The sequence below is a fragment of the Streptomyces showdoensis genome (assembly GCF_039535475.1).
Classification (GTDB): Bacteria; Actinomycetota; Actinomycetes; order Streptomycetales; family Streptomycetaceae; genus Streptomyces; species Streptomyces showdoensis.
In genome coordinates, this window is sequence record NZ_BAAAXG010000011.1 from 140604 (window position 1) to 166977 (window position 26374).

General features: G+C 74.2%; 26 protein-coding genes and 2 pseudogenes. 12 read left to right on the forward strand and 16 right to left on the reverse strand.

What is annotated here, in order from left to right:
• The first annotated feature begins 228 nt into the window (after window positions 1-228).
• Window positions 229-921 carry an RraA family protein gene (locus tag ABD981_RS06525; RefSeq protein WP_046905931.1) on the forward strand — a complete coding sequence of 231 codons (693 nt, stop codon included), beginning with the start codon at window positions 229-231 and terminating at the stop codon, window positions 919-921.
• A gap of 137 nt (window positions 922-1058) precedes the next feature.
• Here ABD981_RS06525 and ABD981_RS06530 read toward each other — a convergent pair whose 3' ends face one another.
• From ABD981_RS06530 to ABD981_RS06555, 6 genes are all read right to left on the reverse strand, one after another.
• Entirely contained in the window at window positions 1059-1499 is a 441-nt protein-coding gene (locus ABD981_RS06530) for an OsmC family protein (protein WP_046905825.1), read from the reverse strand.
• Between the two features lie 62 nt (window positions 1500-1561).
• Entirely contained in the window at window positions 1562-2344 is a 783-nt protein-coding gene (locus ABD981_RS06535) for a type 1 glutamine amidotransferase (RefSeq protein ID WP_345528301.1), read from the reverse strand.
• 26 nt (window positions 2345-2370) lie between these two features.
• Window positions 2371-2574: an ATP-binding cassette domain-containing protein gene (locus ABD981_RS06540; protein WP_046905824.1), complete on the reverse strand. Its 204-nt coding sequence runs from the start codon at window positions 2572-2574 to the stop codon at window positions 2371-2373.
• Between the two features lie 388 nt (window positions 2575-2962).
• On the reverse strand, window positions 2963-3610 hold the full coding sequence (locus tag ABD981_RS06545; protein WP_046905823.1) for a class I SAM-dependent DNA methyltransferase: 648 nt from the start codon (window positions 3608-3610) through the stop codon (window positions 2963-2965).
• Window positions 3611-3681: 71 nt separating this feature from the next.
• The gene (locus ABD981_RS06550) at window positions 3682-4344 is read right to left on the reverse strand and encodes a CatB-related O-acetyltransferase (protein WP_046905822.1); all 663 of its coding nucleotides are present in this window, start codon (window positions 4342-4344) and stop codon (window positions 3682-3684) included.
• Window positions 4345-4563: 219 nt separating this feature from the next.
• Entirely contained in the window at window positions 4564-5583 is a 1020-nt protein-coding gene (locus tag ABD981_RS06555) for an NADPH-dependent F420 reductase (protein WP_345528303.1), read from the reverse strand.
• Between ABD981_RS06555 and ABD981_RS06560 the strand changes: the two genes are divergently transcribed.
• From ABD981_RS06560 to ABD981_RS06575, 4 genes are all read left to right on the forward strand, one after another.
• Entirely contained in the window at window positions 5559-7913 is a 2355-nt protein-coding gene (locus ABD981_RS06560) for a molybdopterin cofactor-binding domain-containing protein (RefSeq protein ID WP_046905819.1), read from the forward strand. The two genes, ABD981_RS06555 and ABD981_RS06560, sit on opposite strands and share 25 nt — an antisense overlap.
• 32 nt (window positions 7914-7945) lie before the next feature.
• Entirely contained in the window at window positions 7946-8425 is a 480-nt protein-coding gene (locus ABD981_RS06565; RefSeq protein WP_046905818.1) for a (2Fe-2S)-binding protein, read from the forward strand.
• A 39-nt stretch (window positions 8426-8464) separates the two neighbouring features.
• A complete protein-coding gene (locus ABD981_RS06570; RefSeq protein WP_046905929.1) occupies window positions 8465-9037 on the forward strand; it encodes a dihydrofolate reductase family protein in 573 nt (190 codons plus the stop codon).
• A 165-nt stretch (window positions 9038-9202) separates the two neighbouring features.
• A complete protein-coding gene (locus ABD981_RS06575; protein WP_046905817.1) occupies window positions 9203-10312 on the forward strand; it encodes a hypothetical protein in 1110 nt (369 codons plus the stop codon).
• An 85-nt stretch (window positions 10313-10397) separates the two neighbouring features.
• Here the strand turns inward: ABD981_RS06575 and ABD981_RS06580 are convergent, their stop codons facing one another.
• Window positions 10398-10697 carry a hypothetical protein gene (locus ABD981_RS06580; protein WP_046905816.1) on the reverse strand — a complete coding sequence of 100 codons (300 nt, stop codon included), beginning with the start codon at window positions 10695-10697 and terminating at the stop codon, window positions 10398-10400.
• Between the two features lie 207 nt (window positions 10698-10904).
• Here ABD981_RS06580 and ABD981_RS06585 point away from each other — a divergent pair, with 207 nt between their 5' ends.
• The 4 genes from ABD981_RS06585 to ABD981_RS06600 all read left to right on the forward strand — a co-directional run bounded on the left by ABD981_RS06585 (window position 10905) and on the right by ABD981_RS06600 (window position 15333).
• Window positions 10905-11897: an alpha/beta hydrolase gene (locus tag ABD981_RS06585; RefSeq protein ID WP_046905815.1), complete on the forward strand. Its 993-nt coding sequence runs from the start codon at window positions 10905-10907 to the stop codon at window positions 11895-11897.
• A complete protein-coding gene (locus ABD981_RS06590) occupies window positions 11890-13107 on the forward strand; it encodes an acyltransferase family protein (RefSeq protein WP_046905814.1) in 1218 nt (405 codons plus the stop codon). Before ABD981_RS06585 ends, ABD981_RS06590 begins: the two co-directional genes overlap by 8 nt.
• Before the next feature lie 172 nt (window positions 13108-13279).
• The gene (locus ABD981_RS06595) at window positions 13280-14644 is read left to right on the forward strand and encodes a sensor histidine kinase (RefSeq protein ID WP_123954140.1); all 1365 of its coding nucleotides are present in this window, start codon (window positions 13280-13282) and stop codon (window positions 14642-14644) included.
• On the forward strand, window positions 14641-15333 hold the full coding sequence (locus ABD981_RS06600) for a response regulator (RefSeq protein ID WP_046905813.1): 693 nt from the start codon (window positions 14641-14643) through the stop codon (window positions 15331-15333). Before ABD981_RS06595 ends, ABD981_RS06600 begins: the two co-directional genes overlap by 4 nt.
• A gap of 80 nt (window positions 15334-15413) precedes the next feature.
• Here the strand turns inward: ABD981_RS06600 and ABD981_RS06605 are convergent, their stop codons facing one another.
• The 3 genes from ABD981_RS06605 to ABD981_RS06615 form a co-directional block, all read right to left on the reverse strand.
• A complete protein-coding gene (locus tag ABD981_RS06605; protein ID WP_046905812.1) occupies window positions 15414-16223 on the reverse strand; it encodes a hypothetical protein in 810 nt (269 codons plus the stop codon).
• The gene (locus tag ABD981_RS06610) at window positions 16223-17521 is read right to left on the reverse strand and encodes a VWA domain-containing protein (RefSeq protein ID WP_046905811.1); all 1299 of its coding nucleotides are present in this window, start codon (window positions 17519-17521) and stop codon (window positions 16223-16225) included. Before ABD981_RS06610 ends, ABD981_RS06605 begins: the two co-directional genes overlap by 1 nt.
• 96 nt (window positions 17522-17617) lie before the next feature.
• Window positions 17618-18208 (reverse strand): hypothetical protein, encoded by a 591-nt coding sequence (locus ABD981_RS06615; RefSeq protein WP_123954139.1) that lies wholly within the window; start codon window positions 18206-18208, stop codon window positions 17618-17620.
• Window positions 18209-18460: 252 nt separating this feature from the next.
• Between ABD981_RS06615 and ABD981_RS06620 the strand changes: the two genes are divergently transcribed.
• Window positions 18461-19174 (forward strand): GntR family transcriptional regulator, encoded by a 714-nt coding sequence (locus tag ABD981_RS06620; RefSeq protein WP_123954138.1) that lies wholly within the window; start codon window positions 18461-18463, stop codon window positions 19172-19174.
• 136 nt (window positions 19175-19310) lie between these two features.
• On the opposite strand, the gene ABD981_RS06625 is transcribed toward ABD981_RS06620, so the two are convergent.
• Complete coding sequence (locus ABD981_RS06625) at window positions 19311-20192, reverse strand: winged helix-turn-helix transcriptional regulator (RefSeq protein ID WP_046905810.1); 882 nt, start codon at window positions 20190-20192, stop codon at window positions 19311-19313.
• Between the two features lie 139 nt (window positions 20193-20331).
• Between ABD981_RS06625 and ABD981_RS06630 the strand changes: the two genes are divergently transcribed.
• Window positions 20332-21588 carry an MFS transporter gene (locus ABD981_RS06630; RefSeq protein WP_046905809.1) on the forward strand — a complete coding sequence of 419 codons (1257 nt, stop codon included), beginning with the start codon at window positions 20332-20334 and terminating at the stop codon, window positions 21586-21588.
• Window positions 21589-21721: 133 nt separating this feature from the next.
• Here ABD981_RS06630 and ABD981_RS06635 read toward each other — a convergent pair whose 3' ends face one another.
• The gene (locus tag ABD981_RS06635; RefSeq protein ID WP_046905808.1) at window positions 21722-22438 is read right to left on the reverse strand and encodes a flavodoxin family protein; all 717 of its coding nucleotides are present in this window, start codon (window positions 22436-22438) and stop codon (window positions 21722-21724) included.
• Between the two features lie 259 nt (window positions 22439-22697).
• On the opposite strand from ABD981_RS06635, the gene ABD981_RS06640 reads away from it, so the two are divergent.
• Window positions 22698-23219 (forward strand): hypothetical protein, encoded by a 522-nt coding sequence (locus ABD981_RS06640; protein WP_046905806.1) that lies wholly within the window; start codon window positions 22698-22700, stop codon window positions 23217-23219.
• A gap of 12 nt (window positions 23220-23231) precedes the next feature.
• On the opposite strand, the gene ABD981_RS06645 is transcribed toward ABD981_RS06640, so the two are convergent.
• The 4 genes and pseudogenes from ABD981_RS06645 to ABD981_RS06660 all read right to left on the reverse strand — a co-directional run.
• Window positions 23232-24239 (reverse strand): AMP-binding protein, encoded by a 1008-nt coding sequence (locus ABD981_RS06645; protein ID WP_345528314.1) that lies wholly within the window; start codon window positions 24237-24239, stop codon window positions 23232-23234.
• 64 nt (window positions 24240-24303) lie between these two features.
• Window positions 24304-24567, reverse strand: a pseudogene (locus ABD981_RS06650) (AMP-binding protein); the annotation flags it as partial.
• A gap of 156 nt (window positions 24568-24723) precedes the next feature.
• Window positions 24724-25524 (reverse strand): endonuclease I family protein, encoded by an 801-nt coding sequence (locus tag ABD981_RS06655; protein ID WP_046905804.1) that lies wholly within the window; start codon window positions 25522-25524, stop codon window positions 24724-24726.
• 59 nt (window positions 25525-25583) lie between these two features.
• Window positions 25584-26374: pseudogene (locus ABD981_RS06660) on the reverse strand (hydrolase); the annotation flags it as partial.

Below are 26374 nucleotides of genomic sequence, written 5' to 3' on the forward strand. Positions count from 1 at the left end.
TGGATTCCCCCTCGGTGTCGGCCTGCGGGCTCCGGCCCCGCCGGCCGCCGCCCTCCGGTACCCGGCGCCTTCCGGCACCCGTGCGACCGTACCGCGCCCCCCGATCTCCGGCACGGGCCGACACCGGGGCACCGGCCTTCCCGGCCCGCCCGGTACACCCGTTCCGCTAGCATCCGGACCCCCCAACCCCGTCGAAGGGAGCACCCCACCGTGACCGCCCCCGCCGCCCTGCGGAAGCGCTTCGCCGAGCTCGCCACCCCGCTGATCGCCGACGCCTGCGTCCGGCTCGGGGAGCCGCTGCGGGCCGCGCCCGCCGGGATCCGACCCGTGCTCCCCGGCCGCCGGATCGCCGGCCGGGCCCTGCCCGTACGGCACTACGGCAGCGTCGACGTCTTCCTGGAGGCCTACACCCGGGCCGCCCCGGGCGACGTCCTCGTCATCGACAACGAGGGCCGCACGGACGAGGCCTGCGTCGGGGACCTCGCCGTCCTGGAGGCCGGAACGGTCGGCATCGCGGCCGTCGTCGTGTGGGGGCTGCACCGGGACACCACCGACCTGGTCGAGATCGGCCTGCCGGTCTTCTCGTACGGGGCGCACGCGCCCGGCCCGGTGCGCCTCGACCCGCGCGGGCCCGAGGCGCTGAGCAGCGCCCGGGTCGGCGCGCACACGGTCGGCGCGGACGACGTGGTGTTCGCCGACGACGACGGCGTGCTCTTCGTGGCCGCGGACCGCGCCGAGGCCGTCCTGGACACCGCCGAGGGAATCTTCCGCACCGAGCGGAATCAAGCCCGGCTGATCCGGGCCGGGCAGACCCTGCGCGACCAGACCCGCTTCGACGTCTACCTGGAACAGCGCGCCCAGGACCCGTCGTACACCTTCCGCCGGCACCTGCGCCGGATCGGTGGGGCCATCGAGGAGTAGCCGGGGGCGGTTGCGGACGTCCCGGGAGCCTTCCGCACCGAGCGGAACCAACCCCGCCGGAGCCGTGCGGGGGATCGAGCGCGGAGGACCGGGCGACCCGGCCGAACAGGCCCCGGGGCCCATCCGGCCCCGGGGGCTCATCCGGCCCGGAAGCCGACCGTGCCGTCCGGCAGGATCGCCTCGACCTCCGCGCCGTGCTCGACCGTGCGGCTCACCGTGCAGAACTTCTCGTGGGTGAGCCGTACCCCGCGGGCGAACACGTCCGCCGCCCGCGGATTGTTGTCCGGCAGCTCGAACTCGTAGCTGACCCGGATCCGCCCGATCCGGCCGTCGTCCTCGGGACCGGACACGCTCTTCACCACGATCCGCAGGTCGTCGTGGTCGACGGCCCGCGCCGTGCGGTCGATCACCATGCCGCCGCACCCGCCCATCGCCGCGAGCAGCAGCTCCACCGGCGTGAACGAGGGCTGGGCGTCCGCGTCGTCGGCGGCCCCGATGCTCACCTCGGCCCCCCGGTCGTTGCGGGCGGTCCAGGTGCGGTATCCGGTGCGGACGGTCTCGATCCGGTAGTCGGCCATGGGCGGCACTGCTCCTCACTGCGGTCCGTGCGCACACGGACGCGTGCGCACGGACCATCCCATCATTCCCGCGCCCCGGGGTTCGCCCTCACGGGCGCTCGCGCGCGCCGGGCGCCACCACCGGAACGCGGATGCCCTCCGCCTCCGCCGCCTCCCGCACGACGGTGCCCCAGGCCTCGGCCATCGCCCCCCCAGACCGCCCGCAGCCCGGGCTCGGCCTCCCGTACGGAGGCGACCGCACCGTCCGGGTCGCCGCCGACGGCCCGCACGGCGGGCCCGTCGGAGTCCGCCCAGTCGGCGATCGCGCCGGAGAGGACCTCGGGGTGGAACTGGACGCCCCACGCCCGGGGCCCGATCCGGAAGGCCTGGTACGGGCAGTCGTCGCCGGTCAGCAGCGGTACCGCGCCGAGCGGCAGCGTCTCCGCCTGGTCCCAGTGCCACTGCGCCGCGAGCGCCCCCTCGGGCACCGCGCCGAGCACCGGATCGGCGTCGGCGGCGGGCAGTCGGCGCAGGGGTACGGCCCCGACCTCGGGCCCCTGTGGGCGGCGGACGACCCGGCCGCCGAGGGCGTGGGCGAGTATCTGGCCGCCGAGGCAGATGCCGAGCACCGGGAGGCGGGCGCCGACGGCCTCCCGTATCAGCCGCCGGACGCGGGGCAGCCAGGGCGCGGCCGCGTCGTCCTCGCAGTTGGGGGCGCCGCCGAGGACGAGCAGACCCGCCCAGCCGGACAGGTCGGCGGGCAACTCCTCGCCGCGCCAGGGGTGGTGGACCCGCAGGTCGAGTCCGGCCTCGCGGAGCCGCTCGCCGACCAGGCCGGGTCCGGTGTCGGGCTCGTGCTGGATCACCAGGACAGGGTGTGCGGACGTGAGGGTCACAGTCGTCCCGCCTCCACGATGCGTCGCAGGAACGCCTTGGTGCGTTCTTCCCGAGGGTCGCCGAAAATCCCTTCCGGCGGGCCCTGTTCGAGCACAGTGCCCTGGTGGAGGACGCACACCCGGTGGGCCGCCGCCTTCGCGAAGCCCGTCTCGCGGGTGGCGAGGAGCATCGTCGAACCGTCCTCGGCGAGGTCGCGCACGATGTTCGGGGCCTCCGCCGGCCAGGGGTCGGGGTCGAGCGCCGAGGATGAGTACCCGGTGCCCCTCCGACTGAGTACCTCGTACGGTGCTCAGCCCCCGCCCGTGCTGGTGAACTGTCGCCATGAACACGCTCACCCCGCGCCCCGGCACCCAGGGCCCCCGCCCCCTGCGCAACGTCACCGCCACGGCGACCGCCACCGGTTCGGCCCTCGCGGTCGCGCTGCTGCCGCTGGTGGTCGGCGCGCTGGTGGCGCGGACCGCCGGGGGAGACCCGATGGTGTCGGTGAACGCCCTGATCGCGGGCGGCGGACAGCGGGCGCGGCTGTCCCGGTCGCAGCTCCGGGGCTGCGGGGGCAGGGCGCTCGCGACCGCGCGGGGCGCGTGGGGTCAGTCGACCCGGTGGGCGAGCAGGAAGCCCTGCGGGGTCGTCTCGGCCGGGTCCGGCTCCCGCACCAGGCGCGCGGTCACGGCGAAGCCCGCGTCGGCGAGCAGCGAGGCGATGCGGTCGACGGGGTGGCGGTAGACGTCGAGGTCGACCTCGTGGCCGTACGCCTGCTCGAGCCGGACGCACCCGTCCCCCGCCTTGAACGCGAGGAGCAGCGGCCCGCCGGGCGCCAGTACGCGCCGGAACTCGGTGAGGACCGAGGGGAATGCGGCGGCCGGCATGTGGACCGTCGAGTACCAGGACAGCACCCCGCCCAGTGACCCGTCCGCGAGGTCGAGCCCGGTCATCGAACCGACCTCGAACCGCAGCCCGGGGTAGGTCGCGCGGGCCACCGCGATCATCCCCGGCGACAGGTCCACCCCGAACGCCTCCACCCCGAGCTCCCGCAGGTGGTGCGTCACCCGTCCCGTCCCGCACCCGAGGTCCCCGACCGGACCCGCACCCCGTGCCCGTACCTCCTCGGCGAAGGCCGCCAGCATGAGCCGGTCCAGCGGCTTGCCCGCCAACTCGTCGGAGAGCAGCCGTTCGTAGGAGGCGGCGACGGTGTCGTAGGAGGTGCGGGTGGCGGTGAGGCGTGCGGGATCGATCATGGATCGGGACCCTACTCGGCTCTCTCGCGCACGCGCCCGGATCCCCCGCCGCCCGCCACGGGCGGCGACGGTCACGTGCTCGGCGCGGCGGCTTCGAGGTCCTCGACGGTGCCGGACATGACGGTGCGCAGGTGCCGGGTGAGGTGGTCGACCGGCCAGTCCCACCAGGCCAGGGCGAGCAGCCGGGCGACCTCGGACTCGCTGTAGCGGGTACGGATGAGCGTGGCCGGGTTGCCGCCGACGATGCCGTAGTCGGGGACGTCGTCGACGACGACGGCGCCGGACGCGACGATGGCGCCGTGGCCGATGCGGACACCGGGCATCACGGTGGCGCCGTAGCCGATCCAGACGTCGTTGCCGACCACCGTGTCGCCGCGGCCGGGGAGGCCGGTGATGAGGTCGACGTGTTCGGCCCAGCTGCCGCCCATGATGGGGAACGGGAAGGTCGAGGGGCCGTCCATCCGGTGGTTGGCACCGTTCATGAGGAACCGCACCCCGGTGCCCAGCGCGCAGAACTTTCCGATGACCAGCTTCTCGGGACCGTAGTGGTACAGCACGTTGCGCGTCTCGAAGGCCGTCGCCTCGTCCGGGTCGTCGTAGTAGGAGTACGCGCCGATCTCGATCAGAGGCGACGTCACCAGGGGCTTCAGCAGGACCACGCGCGGCTGTTCCGGCATCGGGTGGAGCGTCGACGGGTCCGGCGGGACGGGACTCACGGCAGCATCACTCCGCATCACGAACGAGGGCGGTGTCGGCGTACGCGTCCATGATCGCAGGAGTCATGGCCCGCCCCGGCCCGGGCCCCGACGGATCCCCCGAGTCGCGAGCCTCGAACCGCGAGCTCCGAACCGCGAGCTCCGAGGCCCGAGCTCCGAGGCCCGAGCTCCGAACCCGGAGCCCGAGGCCCGGAGCCTGAGGCCCGATGCTTCGGAGCCCGTGCGCCGTCGCGCCCGTCACCCCCGGAAGGACTCCGGCCGCTCCGGCGACGCCTCCGCCAGGGCGCGCTCGACCTCCTCGACGCCCCCGCGGAGGCCGTAGACGGGGGTGTCGGGCTGCTGGCGCCAGGAGTCGTCGATGCCGCCGGCGTCGACGGTGTCGAAGCCGAGCTCGTCGATGAGTTCGCGGACCGCCTTCTTCGCCTGCTCGTCGTCGCCCGCGACCGGCAGCGCGATGCGCTCGGGGTCGCCGGCCGGGCGGTGACGGTCGAGGATGTCCTGGGCGTACGTGCCGTTGAAGGCCTTGACGACCGGGTGGCCCAGGTGGCGCTCGGTCCAGCGGCTCTCGGTGAGGCCCTCGTCCTCGATGGCGGCGATGCGGCCGTCGCGCTCGCGCGGGTAGTAGTTGCCGGTGTCGAGGACGGCGAAGCCCTCCTCCGCCCCGTCGAACAGACCGGTCGACGGGAGGTCCGGGATCGCCTTCAGGGGGATGGTGACGACGACGATCCGCGCGCCACGGGCGGCCTCCGTGACCGTGACGGGGGTCGCGCCGGTCTCCTCGGCGAGGGCGGCGAGCGTCTGCGGGCCGCGGGAGTTGGCGACGGCGACCTCGTGTCCGAGGGCGGTGAGGCGGCGGGTGAGGTTGCCGCCGATGTTGCCTGCCCCGATGATGCCGATCTTCATGTCGTGGTTCCTTCCGAGCGGGTGGCGCGGTTCGCCGTCATGGGAGTCCGCAACGGAGGGACCCCGCCCGCTATTCCCCTGAGGGGACGTGAGAGCTTGGCGTGCCCCGGGTGAAAGCAGGAGCGTTCCGGCCCCGCGGCTGGCCCGAACGGGTGATGATCCACTGGGCGCATCCCCCTCCGCGCCCGCCCCGTCCGTCCCGCACGCCCTCCCGCACCCAGCACGCCCAGCACGATTCCGCCCCAGCCCCCCCCGCACCCCGCACGCCCCTCTCCGTCCCGCACCCCTGACCCATGACCCCTCACCACCCCTCACCGAAAGGGCAGCGCATGACAGCGCAGGACCGCGCCGCACAGTACGAGCAGGAGGCCGCGCCGCCCCGCGGCATCGGCCGGCGCCGCTTCCTCGGGTACGTACTGGCGGCGCCGACGCTCACCGTCGCCGCCCAGGTCGGCGCGGACGTGCTCGCGCCCGCGAACGCCGAGGCCGCGGTCCCGGCCGTCGTGCCGTCCCTGCCCGGGCCCGCCGACATCTACGACCTGAACGACATGCTCACCCACGCCGCCCTCCCGACGGCGAACCTCATCACCATCCGGATCGACCCCGACGGCACCGCCCGCTTCGCGCTGCCCCGCGCGGAGGTCGGCCAGGGCATCACCACCTCCACCGCGATGATCATCGCCGAGGAGCTCGACCTGCCCGTCGAGCGGGTCAGGGTCACGCTCGCCGACGCCCGCCCCGAGCTGCTCTTCAACCAGCTCACCGGCGGCTCGAACACCACCATCTCCACCTTCACCCCGATCCGCGTCGCCGCCGCCGTCGCCCGCAGCCGGCTGCTGCGGGCCGCCGCCCTCGAACTCGGGGAGGCCGTCGGCACCCTCACCGCCAAGGCGGGCGTCATCACCTCCCTCGCCGGGGTGCGCCTCACCTACGGCGAACTCGCGGCGAAGGCCGCCGCGCTCACCGACACCCAGGTCTCCGTCACGCTCAAGGACCCGGAGGAGTTCCGGGTCATCGGCACCGGGCGGGGACGCGTCGACGCGCTCGAAGCGGTCACCGGACGCAAGAAGTTCGCGATGGACGTCCAGGTGCCCGGCGCCCTGCCCACGATGGTCTGCCGCCCGCCGACGATCAACGGCACCGTGCGCTCGGTGGACAACCTCGCCGCGGTGAAGGCCATGCCCGGCATCACCGACGTCGTCGCCGTCTCCACCGGAGTCGCCGTCCGGGGCCGCACCTTCGGCCAGTGCATCGACGCCGTCCGCGCGCTCAAGGTCACCTGGGGCCCCGGCACGGCCGAGGGGGCCTCCGACGCCACCGTCCTCCAGAAGCTCCGCAGGGCCGAACTGCCGCTCGTCGTACCGCCGCTGGACCTGCTCACCAAGTCGGTCGACGCCCGCTTCACCTTCGCCTTCGCCAGCAACGGCGCCCTGGAGACGAACTGCGCCGTCGCCGACGTCCGTCCCGGCTCCGCCGAGATCTGGGCGAGCCTGAAGTCGCCGATCGTCGCCCAGGAGAAGATCGCGCTCCAGCTCGGCCTGCCGATCGGCGCCGTCACGGTCCACGTCACCGAGGGCGGCGGCTCCTTCGGCCGCAAGCTGTTCCACGACGCCGCCGGGGAGGCGGCCGAGATCTCCAAGGCGCTGGGCAAGCCGGTCCGCCTGATGTGGCACCGCACCGACGACTTCCGCCAGGGCCGTACGCACCCGATGGCCACCTCCCGGGTACGCGCCACGTACGCCCTGGGCGAGGTCCTCACGTACGAGCAGCGGCACACCTCCGTCGCCACCGACTTCGGGCACGGAATCGGCGAGATCATCACCTCCGAGGCCGCGCAACTGCCGGTCGCGAACCTGGCGTTCTCCGAGACGATGTTCCAGCTCACCCAGGCGAGCCCGTACCACCTCGGGGTGACCACCCAGCTCCTCAACGAGGTCGACACCGGTTTCAACACCGGCTCCATGCGCAACATCTACTCGCCCAACGTGCGCTGCGCGCAGGAGCTCGTCCTCGACGAGCTCGCCCGGCGGATGGGGCAGGACGCCCTCGCGTTCCGGCGCCGGCTGCTGAAGGACGAGCGGGCGCGCGCCGTGCTCGACAAGGTCGCCGAAGTGGGCGGCTGGGGGCGGCAGATGGCGCCCGGCACCGCGCAGGGCATCGCCGTCCATCCCGAGTACCACGCCTTCGTCGCCGTGCTCGCGGAGATCGACTGCCGGCCCGCCACCACCGGCCGCAGGGTGCGCGACGCCTATACCGGCCCCCGCGTCACCAAGGTCGTGTGCGCCGTCGACGTCGGCCTCGCCGTCAACCCGCGCGGCCTGGAGGCCCAGATGATGGGCGGCATCATCGACGGCATCGCCCTCACGCTCACCTCCGGCCTGCACCTGAAGGACGGGCACTTCCAGGAGAGCAGCTGGGACAACTACTACTACACCCGGCAGTGGAACACCCCGCCCGAGCTGGAGATCATCGTCATGCCCCCGACGGGCGACAGGCCCGGCGGCGCCGGCGAGCTGGCCGTCGGTGCCGCCGCGGCGGCCGTCGCCTGCGCCTACGGCCGGGCCACCGGCACGATGCCGACCAGCTTCCCGGTCAACCACGACGAGCCGCTCGCGTTCACACCGCTGCCGACCGTCCCGCCGATCCCCGCCGCCCCGACCGACGGCCGCGCCCGCGCCCTCTGACCCTCCGACCCCGACCGAGAACAGGAACCACCGTGCCCCAGCACACCTTCATCCTCAACGGCAAGGCCGTCACCGCGGAGGTCGAGGACGACGTCCGCCTGCTCTGGGTGCTCCGGGACGTCCTCGGCGTCACCGGCCCCAAGTACGGCTGCGGGGTCGGCGTCTGCCAGGCCTGTACGAGCCACCTCAACGGCCGGGCCTTCACGCCCTGCTCCGTCCCGGTGAAGGACCTCGCGCCCGCCGACGAGGTCACCACCATCGAGGGCCTGCCCGCCACGGTCGGCAGGGACCTCCACCCGATGCAGGAGGCCTGGCTCGACATCGACGTGGCCCAGTGCGGCTACTGCCAGCCCGGCCAGATCATGACCGCCGTGGCGGCCGTACGGCGCGCCCACGAGGCCGGCCGCGAGGTCGACGAGGCCGATCTCGACCAGATCCGCAACATCTGCCGCTGCGGAACCTATAACCGTATCCGTGAGGCCATCAAGGAGGGGGCCCGCCGCATGGTCTGACGCGGCCGGGGCCCTCCCGAACGAGAGGGCGTGCCGCCGATGCCGGGAAAGATCGTTCTGTTCGCTTCCGTCTCCCTGGACGGCTTCATGGAGGGGCCGGACCACGACATCGACTGGCACCGCGTCGACGAGGAACTGCACCTCCACTTCAACGCGGAGCTGGCCCGCATGGGCGGCTTCATCAGCGGCCGGCGCACCCACCTGCTGATGGCCGACTACTGGCCCACCGCGGACGCCGACCCGGCGAGCTCGCCCGCAGAGCGGGAGTTCGCCGGGATCTGGCGCTCGATGCCGAAGTACGTCTACTCCACCACCCTGGAGCACGCCGACTGGAACACCACCGTGGTCCCGCGCGTCGACCCGGCCGAGGTCCGCGCCCTGGCGGCCGCCGCCGGCGGGGACCTGTCCCTCAGCGGCGCCGACCTGGCCGCGAGCTTCCGCGAACACGACCTGATCGACGCGTACCAGATCTACGTCCACCCCGTGGTGATCGGCCGCGGCACCCCGCTCCTCACCCCGATGGACTCCTCCGCCGACCTCCGGCTCGACACCACGCGCGCGTTCCCGAACGGCGTGGTGCTGCTGCGGTACGAGCGGGAACGGGGCGCGTGACGGCGGGTGTGATGCGGCGGTTCCGTGACGGCGGTCCGTGAGGGCGGGTGTGATGCGGCGGTTCCGTGACGGCGGGTCACTGACGGCGGGTCCGTGAAGCGGAAAACCTGATGAGCCGCCCGCCGACGGATGCGACGATGCCTCCGTTCCGCCGACGGAGGAAGCTTGTTCGTCATCGTGTGTGCGGGGTGCGACGCCCCGCTGACCGACGCCCTGGCCGAGGTCGTCCTGCCCGCTCACGCCCGCCAGGCCTACGGGAACGGGGTCCAGCTCCCCGTGCTCATGGAACCCGGCACGTTCGCCGTGGACCCGGAGCCCTGGGGGCGCCCCTGGCGGCCCTGGGAGGAGCTCGGCCCGGGCGAGGCGGCGGCCCGGGGCTTCCACGCACCCGTGCCGTACGTCTCCGACGGCGTGCCGGGAGCGATCGTCATCGCGCCGGGCGACGCCCGCGGCACCCGCCTGATTCCGGAGCGGGCGGGCGGCTACTGCTGCGGCCTCGACTGGGGCGACGGCCCCAACATGGCCTGCGTCGACTGCGGCCTCCCCGTGGCGAGCCGGATCGACGACTGCTCGCTCTGGCAGGCCGTGTGGTTCGCCCCGGACGCGGTGCGCCGCCACCCCGTCGACGGCGCCGACACCGCTCCGCGGCCGTGGGCGGCGTTGACGGCGCTGGGCTCGGGCACGCCACCGGTCGAAGCGATCGGGCGGTGGTCCATGGGCATGGTGGAGCAGCCCCAGTGGCGGTGGAGCCCGCGTTGGGAGGCCGCCGTGGGCCGGGCGCTCGCCCACCTGCTGGTCTCCGGGCGGGGCCGGCCGGTGCAGGTGCCCGAGGGGCTGGCCGCCGAGGTGTTCCAGCGGACCCTCGACGCCCTGGTCCCTCCCGGTCCGCCCGCGGTCCGTGCCGTCCTGGCCGGACCGGGAGCGCCCGCCCCCGACGCGGACGCGGACGTCCTCCTCGTACCGGCCCATCCGGAGACGGGGGAGGCGTGGCGCCCGGAGGGACCGGCCGGGGCCGCGGCCCGGGTCGTGCCGCTGCCGTTCGGGGTGTGGCGATGGCTGGTCGCCCCCGAACGGGACGCGCGCCTCCCGCAGTCGGGCGGCATGCCCCGCGAGGTGCTCCGCGACGAACCGGCCCTGCCGCGCGCCCACTGCCGCTTCCGGCCCGACCTGCACGTCTTCCAGCACACGCTGGCACGCCTGCCCGCCGCCCGCGCCCCGTGGCTGCGGGCGATCCTCGACGATCCGTGGCGGTACCGGCGCGAGGGCGCCTTCTGACCTTCCGGTGCGTCGACGTCACGGTGCGTCGACGTCACGGTCCGCCGACGTCGCGGTCCGCTGTCCTCCCGCTCGCCGGAACCCCTCAGGCTCCGTGCTCCCGGCTCGCCGCGACGGCCGCCCGTACCGCTTCGAACAGCGCCTCCAGCCCCTCGGCCCGCTCCCATTCCTCGGCCGAGAGCTGCCAGGTGTGCTGCGTCGCCCGGGCTTCGGGCGGGCCGGTGAAGACCTCGACGGTCCGCCGCCCCTTCCGGTCGGGGCCCGTGACCCGCAGGTCCGTGTTCCGGATGTGGAACCGCTTGGGGTGGCTGCTGAAGATCTCCAGGATCCGGCCGTCGAAGGTGTAGAACTCTCTGCCCGCCCTGGCCGTGATCTCGTCGGTCATGGGGGTGACGCTACCCGCCGGGCCCCACGGCTGTCAGGCCCCCGCCCGTCGCCGGGCGCACTCCGGGAGGGGGAGGTCCGGAGCCTCGCGGACTACCCGTCATACCTGAGAGCTACCCCGGGGTTTGGCTCCCCGGCGGGACGCCGACCACAGGACGCGCTGCCTAGTTTCGGGACCGGATCGAACCCCGGTACGGAAGGAACTCCCATGGCGCCCCTCCCGCGTGGCCCCCGCCGCGCACCCTCTCCCGGACGACTGCGCCGCACCCTGCTCGCCGCGCTCGTCACCGCCGCCGTCGCGGTGCCGGTCGCGGGGGCCGCCCGGCCGGCGGACGTGCCCGCGCCCGCCCCGGCAGAGGTCGTCCCGCTGGTCTCGGCCACGTCCGCCGAGCTCGCCGCGCGGTACGCGGCCGGGCGGGAGGCGGTGCGGGCGGCGGAGCGGAGCGCGGAGGAGTACGGGGCGCACAAGCGGGCCGTCTCGCTGCACGCCATGGCCGCGGCACGCCGCAGCTTCCTCTTCTTCGACGGACGGGACGGCGGCCGCGCCGCCGAGGTCGTCGGCGACCTCGCAGGGGCCGAGCGGATCGCGGTGCTCGTCCCCGGTGCCGACACCGACCTCGACCGCTACGGACGCTTCCGGGCCGGCGCCGTCGCCCTGCACGACGAGCTGCGCGACGGACTCGGCGCCCGCGCCGCCGTCGTGGCCTGGCTCGGCTACCGCACCCCCGCCACCGGCAGCACCGCCTCGCTCACCCCCGGCCGCGCCGACCAGGCGGCCCCCGCGCTCCGCGCCTTCGTGGACGAGCTGCGGAGGGCGAAGCCCGGCGCCCGGATCACCCTGCTCTGCCACTCCTACGGCTCCGCGGTATGCGCCCGCGCGGCCACCGGTCTCCCCGCCGACGCCCTCGTCCTCTACGGCAGCCCCGGCACCGGCTCCGACTCCGTCGCCGACCTGCACACCCGGGCCGCGGTCTGGGCCGGACGCGGCGCCGCCGACTGGATCGGCGACGTCCCGCACGTCCGCCTCCCGCTGCTGCCCGGCTCCGAACTCGGCTTCGGCGCGGACCCCCTGGACCCCGGGTTCGGCGCGCGCACCTTCGACGCGGGCGGGGGCGGGCACAGCGACTACCTCGTCGCCGGCTCCGTATCCCTGGCGAACATCGCGCGGATCACCGACGGACGGGAGCCCGGGCATGCCTGAGCCCGCCCGCACCCCCCGCGGCTCCGCGCGCGCCTCCCTCCGGGCCCTCACCGACCGCGTGGAGGCCGCCACCCCGCCCGGGCGCGACCGCGCCCTCGACGCGCTGCGCGGTCTCGCCATCCTCGGCGTCGTCCTCGGGCACTGGCTCGTCACCGCCCTGGTCACCGACAGCGGCACCCTGCGCGCCGAGAGCCCGCTCGGCCACCTGCCCGAATTCACCCCCGTCTCCTGGGTGTTCCAGACCCTCGCGGTCTTCTTCCTCGTCGGCGGGTACGTCGCCGCCCGCGGCCACGCCGCCGCCCGCGCCCGCGGCGAGGGCCACGGGCGCTGGATCGCCGCCCGGCTGCGCCGCCTGTTCCGTCCGGTGGTCCCGCTGCTCGCCGTCTGGACCGCAGCGACGGCCGTCATGCTCGGCTGCGGGGTGCCCTGGCAGACCCTGCACACGCTCGGCAAACTGGTGCTCTCCCCGCTGTGGTTCCTGCTGGTCCTCGCCGCGCTCACCGCCGCCACGCCGCTCGTCGCCCGGATCCACCCGCTGTGGCCGCTCGCCGTCGTCCTCCACGTCGACGTGGTCCGCTTCGGGTTCGACGGGCCCGAAGCGCTCGGCTGGCTCAACCTGCCCGCGGGCTGGCTGGTCCCGTACTGCCTGGGCACCCTGCTCGCCCGCCGCGGCCCGCTGACCCGGGGCGCCGCCTGGGCGCTGCTGCTCGGCGGGGCCGCCGCCACCGGGCTCCTCGTGGCCTTCGCCGGCTACCCCGGCTCCATGGTCGGCGTGCCCGGGGCGCCCGTCTCCAACCTCAACCCGCCCACCCTCGCCGCCGTCTCCTTCGGCCTCGCCCAGTCCGGCGCCGCCCTGCTGCTGCTCGGCCCGCTCCGCCGGGTCCTGCGCCGGCCCGCGGCGTGGGCGGCCGTCGCCCTGCTCAACCTGTGCGCCATGACGGTCTTCCTCTGGCACCAGACGGCGATGATCGCCGTCACCGCCGGCGGACTCCTCGCGGCGGGGTTCCTCGGCCACGGGCCGCTGACCGGACTCCACACCGTCCCGGACGGCTACGGCTGGGTCCTCGCCCGGCTCGGCTGGCTGCCCCTGTTCGGGTGCGCCCTGGCGGTCTGCGGGGCCGCGTTCCACGCGTACGAGCGGAACACCGCGCGGCGGGCCCGCCCTTCGGTCCGGCGGCCCGGCGTACGGGAGGAGGCGCGACGTGCCTAGGCTGTGGCGACGGTACGACGATCTTGAAATTCCCGCGGATCCGCACCACGATCTCGATGTTCCCGCCCATCCGCACCATGCACACGACCACGCACACGCGCACGCGCACGACCACGCACACGCACACGACCACGCACACGCACACGACCACGCACACGCCAGGGGGAGCACGGTGAAGGACGCCACACGGTGGGAAGGGGCCCTGCGCGCCGCACCGGGCATCGTGCGGGCGGACCTGTGGACCGCGCGCCGCGACCCGCTGCCGCGCAACCGCTGGCTCAACTGGCTGCCGCACGCCCACCTCGTGCTCCTCACCGTCCTGCTGGGCGTGTGGAACCTGAACCTCTACACGCGGTACATGGACCCCACCCCCGGCAGCGTCACCCTCCTCGCCGTCGCCCAGTGCGCCGCCCCCGTCCTCGCACTCTCCCGGCCCGCCGCCGGCTGGTGGCTCTCCACGGCCGCGCTCATGGTGTCGGCGAACGTCGCCTCCTCCGTCTTCGGCGCCGAGTGGCCCTGGAACGCCGGTGTCATCGCCCTGCACACCCTCGTGATGCTGCTCCTCTCCCTGCGCGTCCGGCCGGTCGCCGCGGCCGCCGCCCTCGGGATCACCCTGCTCACCGGGATCGGGGCCCTCACCCCCAGCGGCGTCCCGCACCTGCCGACGCTCTGGTCCGGCGCCACCGCCTTCGCCACCGCCACCGTCGTCGGCGCCTCCCTGCGCGCCACCCGCGTCTCGCGCACCCGGCTCGTCGAGCAGGAGGAGCTGACCGCCGAGGAGCGCGCCCGGCGCGCGCTGCTGGAGGAGCGCGGCCGGATCGCCCGCGAACTGCACGACGTCGTCGCCCACCACATGTCCGTCATCTCCATCCAGGCCCAGGTCGCCCCCCACCTGGTCGAGAACCCGTCCCCGGAGCTCCGCGAGAACCTCGCCGGCATCCGGCAGAACGCCGTCGACGCCCTCACCGAACTGCGCCGCGTCCTCGGCGTCCTGCGTGGCGACGGGTCGGCGGACGATGCCGAGGCGGGCGTACGGCACGCCCCGCAGCCCACCCTGGACCGGCTCGGCGAACTCCTCGCCAACGTCCGCGCGGCCGGCCTCGACGTCACCGCGGAGACGGTCGGCGCACCCCGGCCGCTCTCCCCGGGCACCGAACTCTCCGCGTACCGCATCGTCCAGGAGGCGCTGAGCAACGCCATGCGGCACGCGCCCGGCGCCCGGGCCGCCGTGGCCACGCACTACCACGCCGACGGACTGACGGTGCGGATCACCAACACCACCCCGACGCGCCCGCCCGGGCCCGTACCCTCGGGCGGGGTCCGGGAGCCCGGCCACGGGCTGCTCGGCATGCGGGAACGCACGGCCATGCTGGGCGGCGAACTCGCGGCCGGCCCCACCCCCGACGGCGGCTGGGACGTCACGGCGACCCTGCCCGCCCCGCTCCTCGCCCCCACCCCCACTCCTTCGCCTTCCCCTTCCCCTTCCCCTTCCCCTTCCGGTTTCCCCTCCCCACCCCGTACGAAGGACGGTTCATGACCGACGGCAGCGGCTCCGGCCACGACATCCGGGTGCTCATCGCCGACGACCAGGTGATGGTCAGACAGGGCTTCACCGTGCTCCTGAACGCGGAGCCCGGCATCCAGGTCGTCGGCCAGGCCGTCGACGGCGCCGACGCCGTCGCCAAGGCCGCCGAACTCGCCCCCGACGTCGTCCTGATGGACATCCGCATGCCCGGCACCGGCGGTCTCGAAGCCACCCGCATCCTCACCGCGCCCGCCGACGCCACCGTGAAGGTCCTCGTCCTGACCACCTTCGACCTGGACGAGTACGTGTACGAGGCGCTGCGCGCCGGTGCCTCCGGCTTCCTCCTGAAGGACGCCTCCGCCGAGGAACTCGCCCAGGCGGTACGGGTCGTGGCGCGCGGTGACGCGCTGCTCGCCCCCAATGTCACCAAGCGGCTCATCGCCGAGTTCGCCCGGCTGAACCCGGTGCCCCGGGCCCCGCTCATGGACCGGGTGGGTGCCCTGACGGAGCGGGAGACCGAGGTGCTGACCCTCATCGCCCAGGGCCTGTCCAACGCCGAGATCGCCGGCCGGCTCGTGGTCGCCGAGCAGACCGTGAAGACCTACGTGAGCCGGATCCTCACCAAGCTCTCGCTGCGCGACCGCACCCAGGCCGCCGTCCACGCGTACGAGACGGGGCTGGTGCGTCCCGGCGGGTTCTGACCGCGGACGGCACGAGGCCCCCGCCGCCCGCCACCGGAGGGTGGACGGGCGGCGGGGGCCGAAGGGCGACCGGAGGAGCGTCAGGCGGCCGGAGGGACCCGGCCGGGGCGGCCCGAGCCGCGGGTCAGGACGTAGCCGCCGATCCCCGCCAGGGCGGCGAGCACGCCGCCCGCGGCCGTCCAGATCCAGCGGTCCGACCACCAGCCCGAGGACCAGCCGTCCTCGGGCGCACGGGCCTCGACCGTCTCCGGCGTGCTCGCCCCCGGCACCAGCGGCACCGAGAGGGAGCCGTCCGTCGCGTACGCCCCGCCCTTGTCGAGGGAGGTCGCAGCGAGCCGCGCCGAGAACGGCTGGCCCAGGTCCTCCTCGGGGAGCCCGGTCACCGTCAGGCGGACGAAGTAGCTGCCGGGCAGCGGGTCGTTCGACCAGGTGTCGGCGGCGGCCCGGACCGGACGCAGGGTGCAGGCGAGCTGCACGGTCGCCGCCTCCTTGCCCGCGACCCGGTTCTGCATCCCGTACATGCACGGCTGGCGCCTGCGCAGCCCGTCGTACACGTCGATCCGCCAGGCGGAGGAGCCGTGCCGCAGGGCGGCCTCGGGCAGGGTGACCGTCGCCGAGACGGTCGGCCGCTGGCCGGAGTCGGCGGGGAACACCCAGTACAGGTAGTCACCCGTGGACGCCTGCGCCGTGGCCTCCTGGCCCTGCCGGAAGAAGGCGGCGGTACGGAACGAGGTGCCGGCCTCGGTCGGCCCGGCCTCCGTCGCCGAGGCGCTCGGGCTCGGCGTGGGCGTGTCGGCGGAGCCGACCGGGGCGGCCGGGCCGAGCAGGGCGGCGCCCGCGAGCGCGAGGCCCGCCGTCAGGCGGCCGAAGGTGCGCGGGGTGATCGGCATCAGTGGGTCCTCCAGACCGCGACGCGCCAACGGGACAGCCAGCCCCAGAGCAGACCGCCGAGGAAGCCGGCGAGCGCCAGCGCGCCGAGCAGCCACCAGCCGCGGCCGAGGCCGAAGGAGGCCACGTCCGAGGACGAGGCGGGACCGTCGACGACGTCGATGGCGAGCTCGACCGGCATGCCCGGGGTGGTCTTCACCGACGGGGGAGCGGAGAAGGAGTTGCTCACCTGGAGGCAGACGACCTCGGCGGCCGGCTTCGCGTCGCCGTCTCCGAAGCCCTCGTCGAGCTCGGCCTTGGGATAGCGCAGGCCGGTCGAGACGACGTCGGTGCGCCCGTCGCCCGCCTCGCTGCCGCGGACGATCTCGCGCCCGTGCACGGTGACGGCGCGCAGCAGCACGCCGTAGTCGTCGTTGACGGCCCGGTCGGCCGAGACGCTCACCGAGGCGCGCAGCTCCTGGCCGGGGAGGACGTCGACGCGGTACCAGCGGTGCCGCCCGATGACCTGACGGTCGGTGTAGAGGCCCGGCTTGAGCGTCGGGGCGTCGGCGCATCGCTCGGCGCCCTGGGCGGCGATGGGGGTGACGACCGGGTCGGCCGCGCGGTCGACCAGCTGCCGCACGCGCCCGGAGAGCTCCTCGGTGCGGTGCACGGAGGTGTAGGTGCCGCCGGTGGCCTCGGCGATGCACATCAGCTGGCGGCGGGTCTTGGCGTCGGGGACCAGCCCCAGGGTGTCGATGACCAGGTGGATGCCCTTGGCGGCGATGTCCCGGGCGACCACGCAGGGGTCGAGCGGGGCGCAGGTGTCCTCGCCGTCGGTGATGAGCACGATCCGCTTGGTGGCCTCGCCGCCCTTGAGGTCCTCGGCGGCGCCGAGCAGGGCCGGACCGATGGGCGTCCACCCGGTGGGGGCGAGGGTGGCGACCGCGGTCTTGGCCTCGGTGCGGTCCAGCGGGCCGACCGGGTAGAGCTGCCGGGTGTCCTTGCAGCCGCGTTGGCGGTCCTGGCCGGGGTAGTCGGCGCCGAGGGTGCGGATGCCGAGCCGCACCTCTTCGGGGACCGCGTCCAGGACCTCGTTGAAGGCCTGCTTCGCCGCGCTCATGCGGGACTGGCCGTCGATGTCGCGCGCCCGCATCGAGCCGCTGACGTCGAGCACCAGCTCGACCTTGGGGGATTCCTTGGGGGAGTCCGTCGCCGTCGGGCCGTCGTCGGCCGCGGCACTCGTCGGGAGGAGCCCGACGGCCAGGGCGGCGAGCAGCGCGCCGCAGGCCCCGGTCGCCAGCCGTTTTCTCGTGATCATCGCAGGATCGTATGGATGATCGTCCGTCAATCCAAAACCGGGCCGGACCGGGGCCGGTGAAAGGGGGTCAGGAGGGGGCAGGCCCGGTCGAAGGGGTCAGGACTGGCTGTTGAGGAAGCCGATGAAGCTCGCGCCCCACCAGCCGGCCTGGCTGACGGTCGCGGCGGCGGCCGAGCGGGCGAACAGCCGGCGCGGTACCTCGCCCTCGCCGCGGTACCGCTCCAGGAGCTGCCCGAGGCGGTGCGCGTACAGGCCGTTGAGGGTGACGGCGAGCACCAGGCCCAGCTTGACCAGGGTGAGCGGCGAGCCGAGGTCGGGGCGGAGGAAGAGGCCGGTGACGGTGAGTCCGCCGAGACCGGCCCAGATCGGGGTCTGGAGGGCGCAGGCCGTGTCGAGGACGCCGGCGAGCGGTCGCCGCCCGGTCAGCCACAGCACCGCCAGCCAGTCGACCGCGAGCACCGCGCCGAGTCCGACGACCAGGCTCGCCACGTGCAGGAACCTGGCCGCGGTCTGGAGCGTGACGCCGGCGTGCACGTGCCCGGAGGTCCAGCGGGAGGCGGCGAGGAGGGCGGCGGCGAGCGCGCCGACCGCGGCGAGCAGCCAGCCGGGGGTGAGCTCGTGCTGTGCTGCCGCGTCGGCCGTCGCGGTGCCGCCGGTGCGGACGGGGTGCGGCAGGGTTCTCGGCATGGCGGGAGCCTTTCGGCTGACGGGTACGGAGGGCGGGGCGAACTTAGGTAAGGCGAAGCTAAGTGTCCTCTGTGTGCACGTCAAGTGGATCACGGGAGGTCAGGGAGGGTGGAGGGTGCCGGGGCTGGGCCGGTGGGGGCGGCGCGGGTGGCATACGGTAAGCCCTGAACACCGGGAGGACGTATGACCGGGACGGTGCCGGGCATGGACGAGGGTGCTGGTGCTGGTGCGGGCACAGGCGCAGGCGCGGACATGGGCACGGACGCAGGAGCGGGCGCGGGCGCACCTGCGGGCGCGCGCGCACCCGCGGACACGGGGCCGGGTGCGACCGCCCCCGAGGGCGGCTGGCTCCGCGACCAGGTCTGCGAGGGGCTTCGCGACCGCATCATCACGGGCCGGCTCAAGCCCGGTGACCGGCTCGTCGAGCGCGACGTGGCGGAGGACTTCGGGGTCTCGCGGGTCCCCGTGCGGGAGGCCATCCGCATCCTCATCGGCGAGGGCTTCCTGCAGACCGTCTCGCAGCGCCGGATCGTCGTCCGCGAGCTGACCCGGCAGGACGTCGAGAACCTCTTCGACATGCGCGAGGCCCTGGAGGTCCTGGCCGTCCGCCGGGCCTCCGAACGCCGTACGCTCGCCGAGCTCGACGTGCTGGCCCGGCTGCTCGCACGGGCCCGCGCCGCGACCGACTCGGGCGGCCCGGAGGAACTCTCGCGCGCCAACGCCGCGTTCCACGGCCAGATCGTGCGCATGTCGCGCAACGAACTGCTCGTCACCGCCCTCGAATCGCTGGAGGGGCGGCTGCGCTGGCTGTTCCAGCAGGTGGACGACCCCGGGCCGCTGTGGGAGGAGCACCGCCTGCTGTACGAGGCGGTCGCGGCGGCCGACGCGGACGCGGCGGCGGAGCACGCGCTGCACCACGTGCGCCACTACCGCGCGGTGGCGATGCGCCTCCTCTTCTCGGCCTGAGGCCCCGTCGACCCGGCTGAAGGTCCCGGGGCCGGGTGCGCTGACCTGGGTTTCTCCCCTGAGTCGATCGGGGGCCTTGGCCGGTCCTCCGTCCATGGGCGAGGATGGGCCGGGCAGGGGCCCGTGGGGGGTGTCGTCAGTCCTCCGCTGCCAGGCGTCGCACCTCCGTCAGCGCTTCGTCCACCGCCGCCGGGATGTCCGTCACCGGGAAGCGCGTGTGCCGCACCACGCGGTCGCGGTCCACCACCAGGACGGCCCGCTTCAGCCTCAGCAGCTGCCCGGCGCGGAAGGTGGGCAGTCGCAGGGCGGCGGCGAGGCGCAGGTCGACGTCCGAGAGGAGAGTGAAGGGAATGCCCTCCTCGACCGCGAACACCCTCTGTTCGTCGGGGCGTTGGGTGCTGACGCCGCGCACCTCCGCGCCCGCCGAGCGGAAGTCCTCGTACGCGTCTCGGAAGAGCCGGTTCTCCAGCGTGCAGCCGATGCTGCCGGGGATGCCCGACCAGCCGTCCGGCAGGGGGCCGGGGGTCCCGGTCGCCGGATAGCAGAACAGGACGGTGGCCGCGCCGCCGGTCACCGGGTCCACCGGCACGCCGTCCTGATGGCCTGGCAGCTCCAGGCGCGGCAGCCGCTCGCCCGCCAGGCCCGCGACGCGCCGCGCCTCCGCGCCGGCCGCGTCGGCGGTGCCGCTGAGTGAGCCGTCGCCGAAGACCCAGCGGTCCGCCCAGTCCTGCATCGACAGCAGCACCGGCAGCAGCCCCCGGCCGCTCTCCGTCAGTCGATACTCGTGCCGCACCGGCCTGTCCTGGTACGGAACCTTCTCCAGGACCCCCGTCTCCACCAGGTGCGCCAGGCGCTCGGTGAGCACCTTCCGGGAGATGCCCAGCTCCTCCTGGAGTGCGTCGAACCGGTGGTGCCCGCGCGCGGTCTCCCGGATCAGGAGCAGGCTCCACCAGTCGCCGACCACCGTCGCGGCGTGCGCGATCGCGCACGCCGCGTCCCGCTCGGGAACCGACCTCATCACAGCGTCTCCACTCCTCCGCGCACGGCGGCCGCTCATCGTGACCATCTTGCGCCATCAGGTCGGTTCCCGATAGAAACTCACCCGGAACAAGTGAGTTCCGAAAAGAGACTAACGAGACCCAGGGGGTGGGCGCCGTATGAGCGGGACACGAGCGATCCCGGAGCACGACCGACGCGACGACGAGCGGGAGACCTCGCCGCCGGGCGTCTTCTGGCGCTTCTGGGCCGCCGCCACCGTCAGCGGCGCGGGCACCGCCGTCACCGCCCTCGCCCTGCCCCTCGTCGCCCTCACCGTCCTCGACGCCACCGCCTTCGAGGTCGCCCTGCTCGCCGCCGCCGGGCAGGTCTCCTGGCTGCTGCTCAGCCTCCCGGCGGGCGTCGTCGCCCAGCGCGTACCGCTGCGCCGACTCCAGGTCTCGCTCGACCTCGTACGGTTCGCGGCCCTTGGGTCGCTGCCGCTCGCCTGGTGGATCGGCACCCTCACGTATCCGCACCTGCTGCTCGCGGCGCTGGTCACCGGCTCGGCGACCGTGCTGTTCGACATCGGCAACTCGACCTTCCTGCCCGCCGTCGTCCCGGCCCGGCAGCTCGCCGCCCGCAACAGCGTCATGTCGGGCACGCACGCCGTAACCGACACCGGAGGCCCCTCCCTCGGCGGCGTCCTGATCGGCGCGACAGGCCCGGTCGGCGCGCTCGTCGTGGACGCCGCCAGCTACCTGGCCTCCGCCGTGCTCCTGCGCACCCTCCCCGAGAGCCGCCCCGCGCCCCGCACCGGCGAGGGCGCGCTCCGGCTGATGCGCGAGGGCTGGCGGTACGTCACCGGGCACCCGGTCATGCGGCCCTGCATGATCTGGGCGACCGCCGCCAACTTCCTCAACGCGGCCCTCGTCGCCCTCACCCCCCTCTATCTGGTCCGCGAGGCCGGTCTCGACTCCGTGCAGCTCGGCCTCGTCCTCGCGATGGACGGGGTCGGCGCCCTCGCCGGCGCGGCCGTCGCGGTCCGGGTGACCACCCGCCTCGGTACCGCGTGGGGCGTCATCGCGGCCGACCTGGCCGGCGGCGCGCTGCTCCTGCTCGCCCCGCTCACCACGTCGGCGGGGGACGCGTACTGGTTCGCCCTGGGCAACGCGGGCTTCGCCTTCGGCACCGTCATCGGCTCGATCACCACCCGCACCTACCGGCAGACGCAGTCGCCCCCGGAGCTGCTGTCCCGCGTGATGGCCACGGTCCGCTTCGTGTCCTGGGGCGCGCTGCCGCTCGGTGCGCTCGCCGCCGGACTCCTCGCCACCTTCACCGGCGCCCACACCGCTCTCTGGACCGTCTGCGCCGCCGCCTTCCTGCCCCCGCTCTACCTCTTCTCCACCACGGTGGGCCGCCACCGCGACCTCGTCTGAAGCCCTGGCGCGGCGACGCACACGAGAGGCATGCCCGGAGCCCGCCCTCAGGCCGTGGGGGAACGAGTCACCTGCGCCCGCCGGACGGGACTCGGAGACGGGCCACCGGGCCTCCGGCCGTCGCGGCCCGCGCTCAACGGTGCTCGGGGTTCTCGAAGTCGAACCGGCAGCCGGCGTCCCACTCCGAGCGCTGGTTGCCGTGGGCCGGGATGCCGCCGGCGTCCTTGAGCGCGCGGGCGAGGTGGAGCAGGTTCCAGGTCATGAACGTGGTGTTGCGGTTGGTGAAGTCGTTCTCCGGCCCGCCCGAGCCCTCGTCGAGGTAGGAAGGGCCGGGACCGGCCGGGCCGACCCAGCCCGCGTCGGCCTGCGGCGGGATGACGTATCCGAGGTGCTGGAGGCTGTAGAGGACGTTCATCGCGCAGTGCTTGGCGCCGTCCTCGTTGCCGGTGATCAGGCAGCCGCCCACCCGACCGTAGTAGGCGTACTGGCCGCGCTCGTTGAGGATCGACGAGCAGGCGTACAGGCGCTCGATCACCTTCTTCATGACCGAGGAGTTGTCTCCCAGCCACACGGGCCCCGCCAGGGTCAGGATGTCGGCGGCCATCACCTGCGAGTAGATCACCGGCCACTCGTCCGTATCCCACCCGTGCTCCGTCATGTCCGGCCAGACACCCGTCGCGATGTCGAGGTCCACCGCTCTGAGCACCTCGACCTGAACGCCCTGGCGCTCCATGATGCCGGTGCTGATGTCGATCAGCCCCTGAGTGTGGCTGCGCTCCGGCGACCGCTTGAGGGTGCAGTTGATCACCAGGGCGCGGAGATCGCGGTAGGACGTGGTGGTGTCGGTCATCGATGCGTCCCCTTGCGGACGAGTGGCTGGTCGGGCGGTGCCACACCCGGCTGCCGACGTCGGCGGAGCCGCGGGTCGGTCCGGCCGGAAAGCGCGTCCACTGTCTCGCCTCCCCGGGCGGAACGATCGCACGCCGCGCCAACGGTCACGAGGTCGGCGGCCCGATCACCCGCATGGCCCCCCACCGATGACGCGTACCCCCGAGTCAGTCGTGACAACTTTAGTTTCCAAACGCGGCCACGTGAACTATGGTTGTCGCATGGTGCTGCATGAGATCACCCGAGAAGAGCAGATCGCACTCGACAAGGCCCTGTACGACGCCCTGAACCCGCTGGCCTCGGCCATCCGGTCCCGGGAGACCGGGCTCTCCGTGGAGCGGATGTGGGACGCGGAGCCCGTCGACGTCGCCCTGTCCGTGCTGGCCGCGTGGAAGGTGGTGGACGCGGAGGTCAGGCGGCTGGCCGCCGAGGCGGCCGCGACCGCCGGGTCGTACGGGGCCAGCTATGAGCAGATGGGGGCCGTCTGGGGGATCACCCGGCAGGGTGCCCGCAAGAAGTGGCCCGACGCCGTCAGCCGTCCGGGGGCCCGCGCCGGCACGCTCGAACTCTTCGGCGGGACCGCCCGGCTGGTCCAGGAGCCGTCCGGCGGCTGGGGCTGGGCCGGGGAGGGGGCGGACGGGGTGTCCGGTGCGGCCGTCGACGGGGTGCTCCACGGGAGTGCGGAGGAGGCCGCCGCCCATGCCGGGGCCTTCCTCAAGGAGCATGCCGTCGAAGGCGCCTGACGGGACGGGTCGTCAGCCCTCCCGACCCGTCACGACCAGGTTGCCGTCCGGGGTGCGGCGGGCGGTGGCGCCCGTGCGGAGGTAGCCGTTCGGGGTGAAGGCCTCCGGGGCGGGCGCGCGGTAGTGGGCGCGGGGGGTGTACGGGCCGCGGGCCAGGAGGTGGCCGGGGGTGCCGTCGGCCACGTCCTCGCCGTCGGCGCCGACGATGCGGAGCCGGTCGTCGGGGGAGAGCGGGCGGCCGTGCGAGGTGAGCACGGTCTCGTCCGGGTCGTCGGGGCGGGTGAGGACGAGGACGCCCTCGGGCAGGTCGAACACCTGCTGCAGGCGGCAGGCCAGTTCGGGGGCCACGCGCTCGGCCGTCGGCCGGGGCAGCGGGGCCCCGCCGATCTGGACGAGGCGCAGGCTGCTCAGGTCGGCGGCGGTCCCGGACGAGGAGTGCGCGTCGAGCCAGCTCCGGGCGATGGACGGGGTCACCGACGTCACGGTCACCCGCTCCCGCGCGATGACCGGCAGGCACTCCGCCGGGTCCGCGGTGTCGGTCAGCACGACGGTGCCGCCCGCGGTGAGGGTGCCCAGGATGCCGGGGCAGCCGAAGGCGAAGTTGGACGAGGCGGGGAGCGCGGCCAGGTACACGTCGTCCCGCGTCAGCGCCACCAGCTCGGCGGCGGCCCGCGCCTGGTAGGCGTAGTCGTCGTGGGTGCGCGGCACCAGCCGGTCGCCCGACGGCAGGAGCAGCGCCACCTGGTCCGCGCCCTGCGCGAGCGCCGGCTCGGGCGGGGCGTCGATCGAGTCCAGCGGACTGTAGTGGCAGCCCGCCGGGTCGGTGGTCAGGCCGCCGCCGTAGGGGGAGGCGGTGCCCGGCGGCTCGTAGGTGAACACCCGGCGCAGGAAGGGGTCCTGGGCGGCGATCTCCGCGGCCATCGCCGTGTGGTCGAAGCCCTCGTACGTCGACGGTCCGATGTAGCCCACCGCCTGGGTGAGCCGCGCGAGGCGGGACATCTCCGGGGTGCGGTGCGTCATCGGGCAGAGGACCGGGACCCACCCCGGCGCGCAGCAGGGCGAACACCGCCACGACGAACTCGGGCACGTTCGGCAGCTGCACCACGACCCGCTGACCGCGCCGCAGCCCGCGCAGCCGGAGCCCGGCGGCCATGCGGTCCGCGCGCCGGTTCAGCGCCGCGTACGTGAGACGGGTGTCGCCGTGGACGAGCGCGGTGCGCGGACCGTGGTCCAGGGCCCAGCCGCGCAGCAGGTTGTCGAGCGTGTTGCCGCGCCAGTGCCCGGCGGCCCAGTAGTGGTCGACGAATTCCTCGGGCCAGGGCTCGCAGCCGTCAAGCAGGGAGGTCATGTGCTTCCTTCGGGGGTGCCGGTTACCCGGGCATTCCAGGCCCGTCGTGCCCCCGGAGGCAATGCGCTGTCCGGACCAGGGATGCCGGACCGGCTCGGTGGAACGTCCAAGCGGACACGCCGGACCCTGGGGGCCCGGCGTGCGCCCGATCCGGGGTTACCAGATCGCCTCGACCCACTCCGGGTGGTCGACGAACGGGTTCCGGTTGCCCTGGTAGCTGGTGTAGATGACGTCGTTGCGCCGTTCCTCGAACGCGCTCGGCGGGTCCTGCTCGTTCCACTGCTTCAGGATCGACAGGCGGCCCATGAAGGGGACGCTGCCGTTGCTGGTCGACTCGTTGGGCTCCAGGTCGGCCCAGGCGTCGTCCCCCTCGTACCGGACGGCCATGTACAGGATCATGCGGGCCACGTCGCCCTTGTCCGCGTCCCGCGGCTCGAAGGAGTTGCTGTCCGTGTAGCTGCCCGGCGCGCCGCTGACCGCGCTGCCGCCGTTGTCGAAGTCCTTGTTGCCGCGGATGCTGTTGACCTGGACGTCCGCCGCGCGCAGGTGGTGCAGGTCGGTGCCCGGGCCGGCCGCGGTGCCGAAGTCGCCGTGCGACTGGGCCCACACGTGCTCGCGGTTCCAGTTGCCCACGGCGCCGCCGTTGAGGGTCTTGCTGCGCGAGGTGCCGCTGTAGAGCAGGATCACGTTCGCGGTGTTGTTCGGGTCCTGGTCCGTGACCTTCAGCGCGTTCCAGACCGCGTCGTACGAGATCTTGCTCTGGCTGCTGATGATGGTGTGCAGCGAGGACTTCAGGCTGGTTCCGGTCTTGCCGACCGCGTTCTTGTAGTACGTGCTGTCGTACGCGGTGGTCGTGGCGCTCGCCGGGGTCGCGGCGAGGGTGGGGAGCGTGAGGCCGACGAGGGCGGCGGACAGCGCTGCCCACACCTTCCATCTGCCTATCTGCGCAACGGACATGGGGGGTCCTTTCTCGGGGGCGGGTGGTGCGGTGCCGTCGTGGGTGCGCGGGGTGGGCGTCAGCCCACGGTCAGCGCGGTGTCGTCGATGACGAAGGAGGTCTGGAGGGTGGAGCCCTCCGTGCCGGTGAACCTCAGCGTCACGGTCCGGCCCGCGTACCCGGCCAGGCTGAAGGAGCGCTGGACGTAACCGCTCGACGCGTGGAGGTTGGAGTAGGTCGCGAGCGTCGACAGCACCGTGCCGCCGCTGTCGAGGACCTGGACCTTCAGCGTGTCGTACGCGGTCGTCGTGGTGGTCTCGGCCGTGTCGATGCGGGTGTGGAAGGTGAGGGCGGCCGTCGTGCAGCCGGCCGGGATCGTCACCGTCTGGGCGAGCGTGTCGGTGTGGGCGAGACGCCGTAACCGCTCAGCCATGCCTTGGAGGAGCCGGTGCGGGCCGGGCGCCCGGTGTCGCTGGTGATGACTCCGGACGAGGCGGTCCAGGAGGTGTCGCCCGACTCGAAGCCCGGGTTGGCGAGCAGCTGGCCGGCGGTGCAGGTGCCGCCACCCCCGCCGCCCCCGCCGGTGGTCGCCTTCGACAGCCAGTCGGTGGCGTTGAGGGCGAGCGCCGCGTTCGTCCCGGCGGGGTCGTTCCAGCCGTCGTACAGCGTGTTGCCGGACTGGCCGGTGCCGTCGTCGACCGGCGAGCTGTCGCCCCACACGGCGACGCGCCCGCTGCCGAAGGTGCTGGTCGCGAAGAACGCGCCCGTCGTCCCGGAGGAGCCGGTGCGGTAGACCAGTCCCTTGACGGAGGGGTTGTCGGCCGGCTTCAGGGTGGCGGTGGTGCCGCTGCGGATGATGCTGCCGGTCAC

What these genes read in the sequence shown, in the direction of transcription:
- ABD981_RS06530 (WP_046905825.1), bottom strand. Translation starts at nt 1,499, where the DNA reads ATGGCCGACTACCGGATCGAGACCGTCCGCACCGGATACCGCACCTGG.
- ABD981_RS06580 (WP_046905816.1), bottom strand. Translation starts at nt 10,697, where the DNA reads ATGACCGACGAGATCACGGCCAGGGCGGGCAGAGAGTTCTACACCTTC.
- ABD981_RS06560 (WP_046905819.1), top strand. Translation starts at nt 5,559, where the DNA reads ATGACAGCGCAGGACCGCGCCGCACAGTACGAGCAGGAGGCCGCGCCG.
- ABD981_RS06610 (WP_046905811.1), bottom strand. Translation starts at nt 17,521, where the DNA reads ATGATCACGAGAAAACGGCTGGCGACCGGGGCCTGCGGCGCGCTGCTC.
- ABD981_RS06640 (WP_046905806.1), top strand. Translation starts at nt 22,698, where the DNA reads ATGGTGCTGCATGAGATCACCCGAGAAGAGCAGATCGCACTCGACAAG.
- ABD981_RS06625 (WP_046905810.1), bottom strand. Translation starts at nt 20,192, where the DNA reads ATGAGGTCGGTTCCCGAGCGGGACGCGGCGTGCGCGATCGCGCACGCC.
- ABD981_RS06620 (WP_123954138.1), top strand. Translation starts at nt 18,461, where the DNA reads ATGGGCACGGACGCAGGAGCGGGCGCGGGCGCACCTGCGGGCGCGCGC.
- ABD981_RS06605 (WP_046905812.1), bottom strand. Translation starts at nt 16,223, where the DNA reads ATGCCGATCACCCCGCGCACCTTCGGCCGCCTGACGGCGGGCCTCGCG.
- ABD981_RS06630 (WP_046905809.1), top strand. Translation starts at nt 20,332, where the DNA reads ATGAGCGGGACACGAGCGATCCCGGAGCACGACCGACGCGACGACGAG.
- ABD981_RS06545 (WP_046905823.1), bottom strand. Translation starts at nt 3,610, where the DNA reads ATGATCGATCCCGCACGCCTCACCGCCACCCGCACCTCCTACGACACC.
- ABD981_RS06585 (WP_046905815.1), top strand. Translation starts at nt 10,905, where the DNA reads ATGGCGCCCCTCCCGCGTGGCCCCCGCCGCGCACCCTCTCCCGGACGA.
- ABD981_RS06550 (WP_046905822.1), bottom strand. Translation starts at nt 4,344, where the DNA reads ATGCGGAGTGATGCTGCCGTGAGTCCCGTCCCGCCGGACCCGTCGACG.
- ABD981_RS06570 (WP_046905929.1), top strand. Translation starts at nt 8,465, where the DNA reads ATGCCGGGAAAGATCGTTCTGTTCGCTTCCGTCTCCCTGGACGGCTTC.
- ABD981_RS06600 (WP_046905813.1), top strand. Translation starts at nt 14,641, where the DNA reads ATGACCGACGGCAGCGGCTCCGGCCACGACATCCGGGTGCTCATCGCC.
- ABD981_RS06590 (WP_046905814.1), top strand. Translation starts at nt 11,890, where the DNA reads ATGCCTGAGCCCGCCCGCACCCCCCGCGGCTCCGCGCGCGCCTCCCTC.
- ABD981_RS06615 (WP_123954139.1), bottom strand. Translation starts at nt 18,208, where the DNA reads ATGCCGAGAACCCTGCCGCACCCCGTCCGCACCGGCGGCACCGCGACG.
- ABD981_RS06645 (WP_345528314.1), bottom strand. Translation starts at nt 24,239, where the DNA reads ATGACGCACCGCACCCCGGAGATGTCCCGCCTCGCGCGGCTCACCCAG.
- ABD981_RS06635 (WP_046905808.1), bottom strand. Translation starts at nt 22,438, where the DNA reads ATGACCGACACCACCACGTCCTACCGCGATCTCCGCGCCCTGGTGATC.
- ABD981_RS06655 (WP_046905804.1), bottom strand. Translation starts at nt 25,524, where the DNA reads ATGTCCGTTGCGCAGATAGGCAGATGGAAGGTGTGGGCAGCGCTGTCC.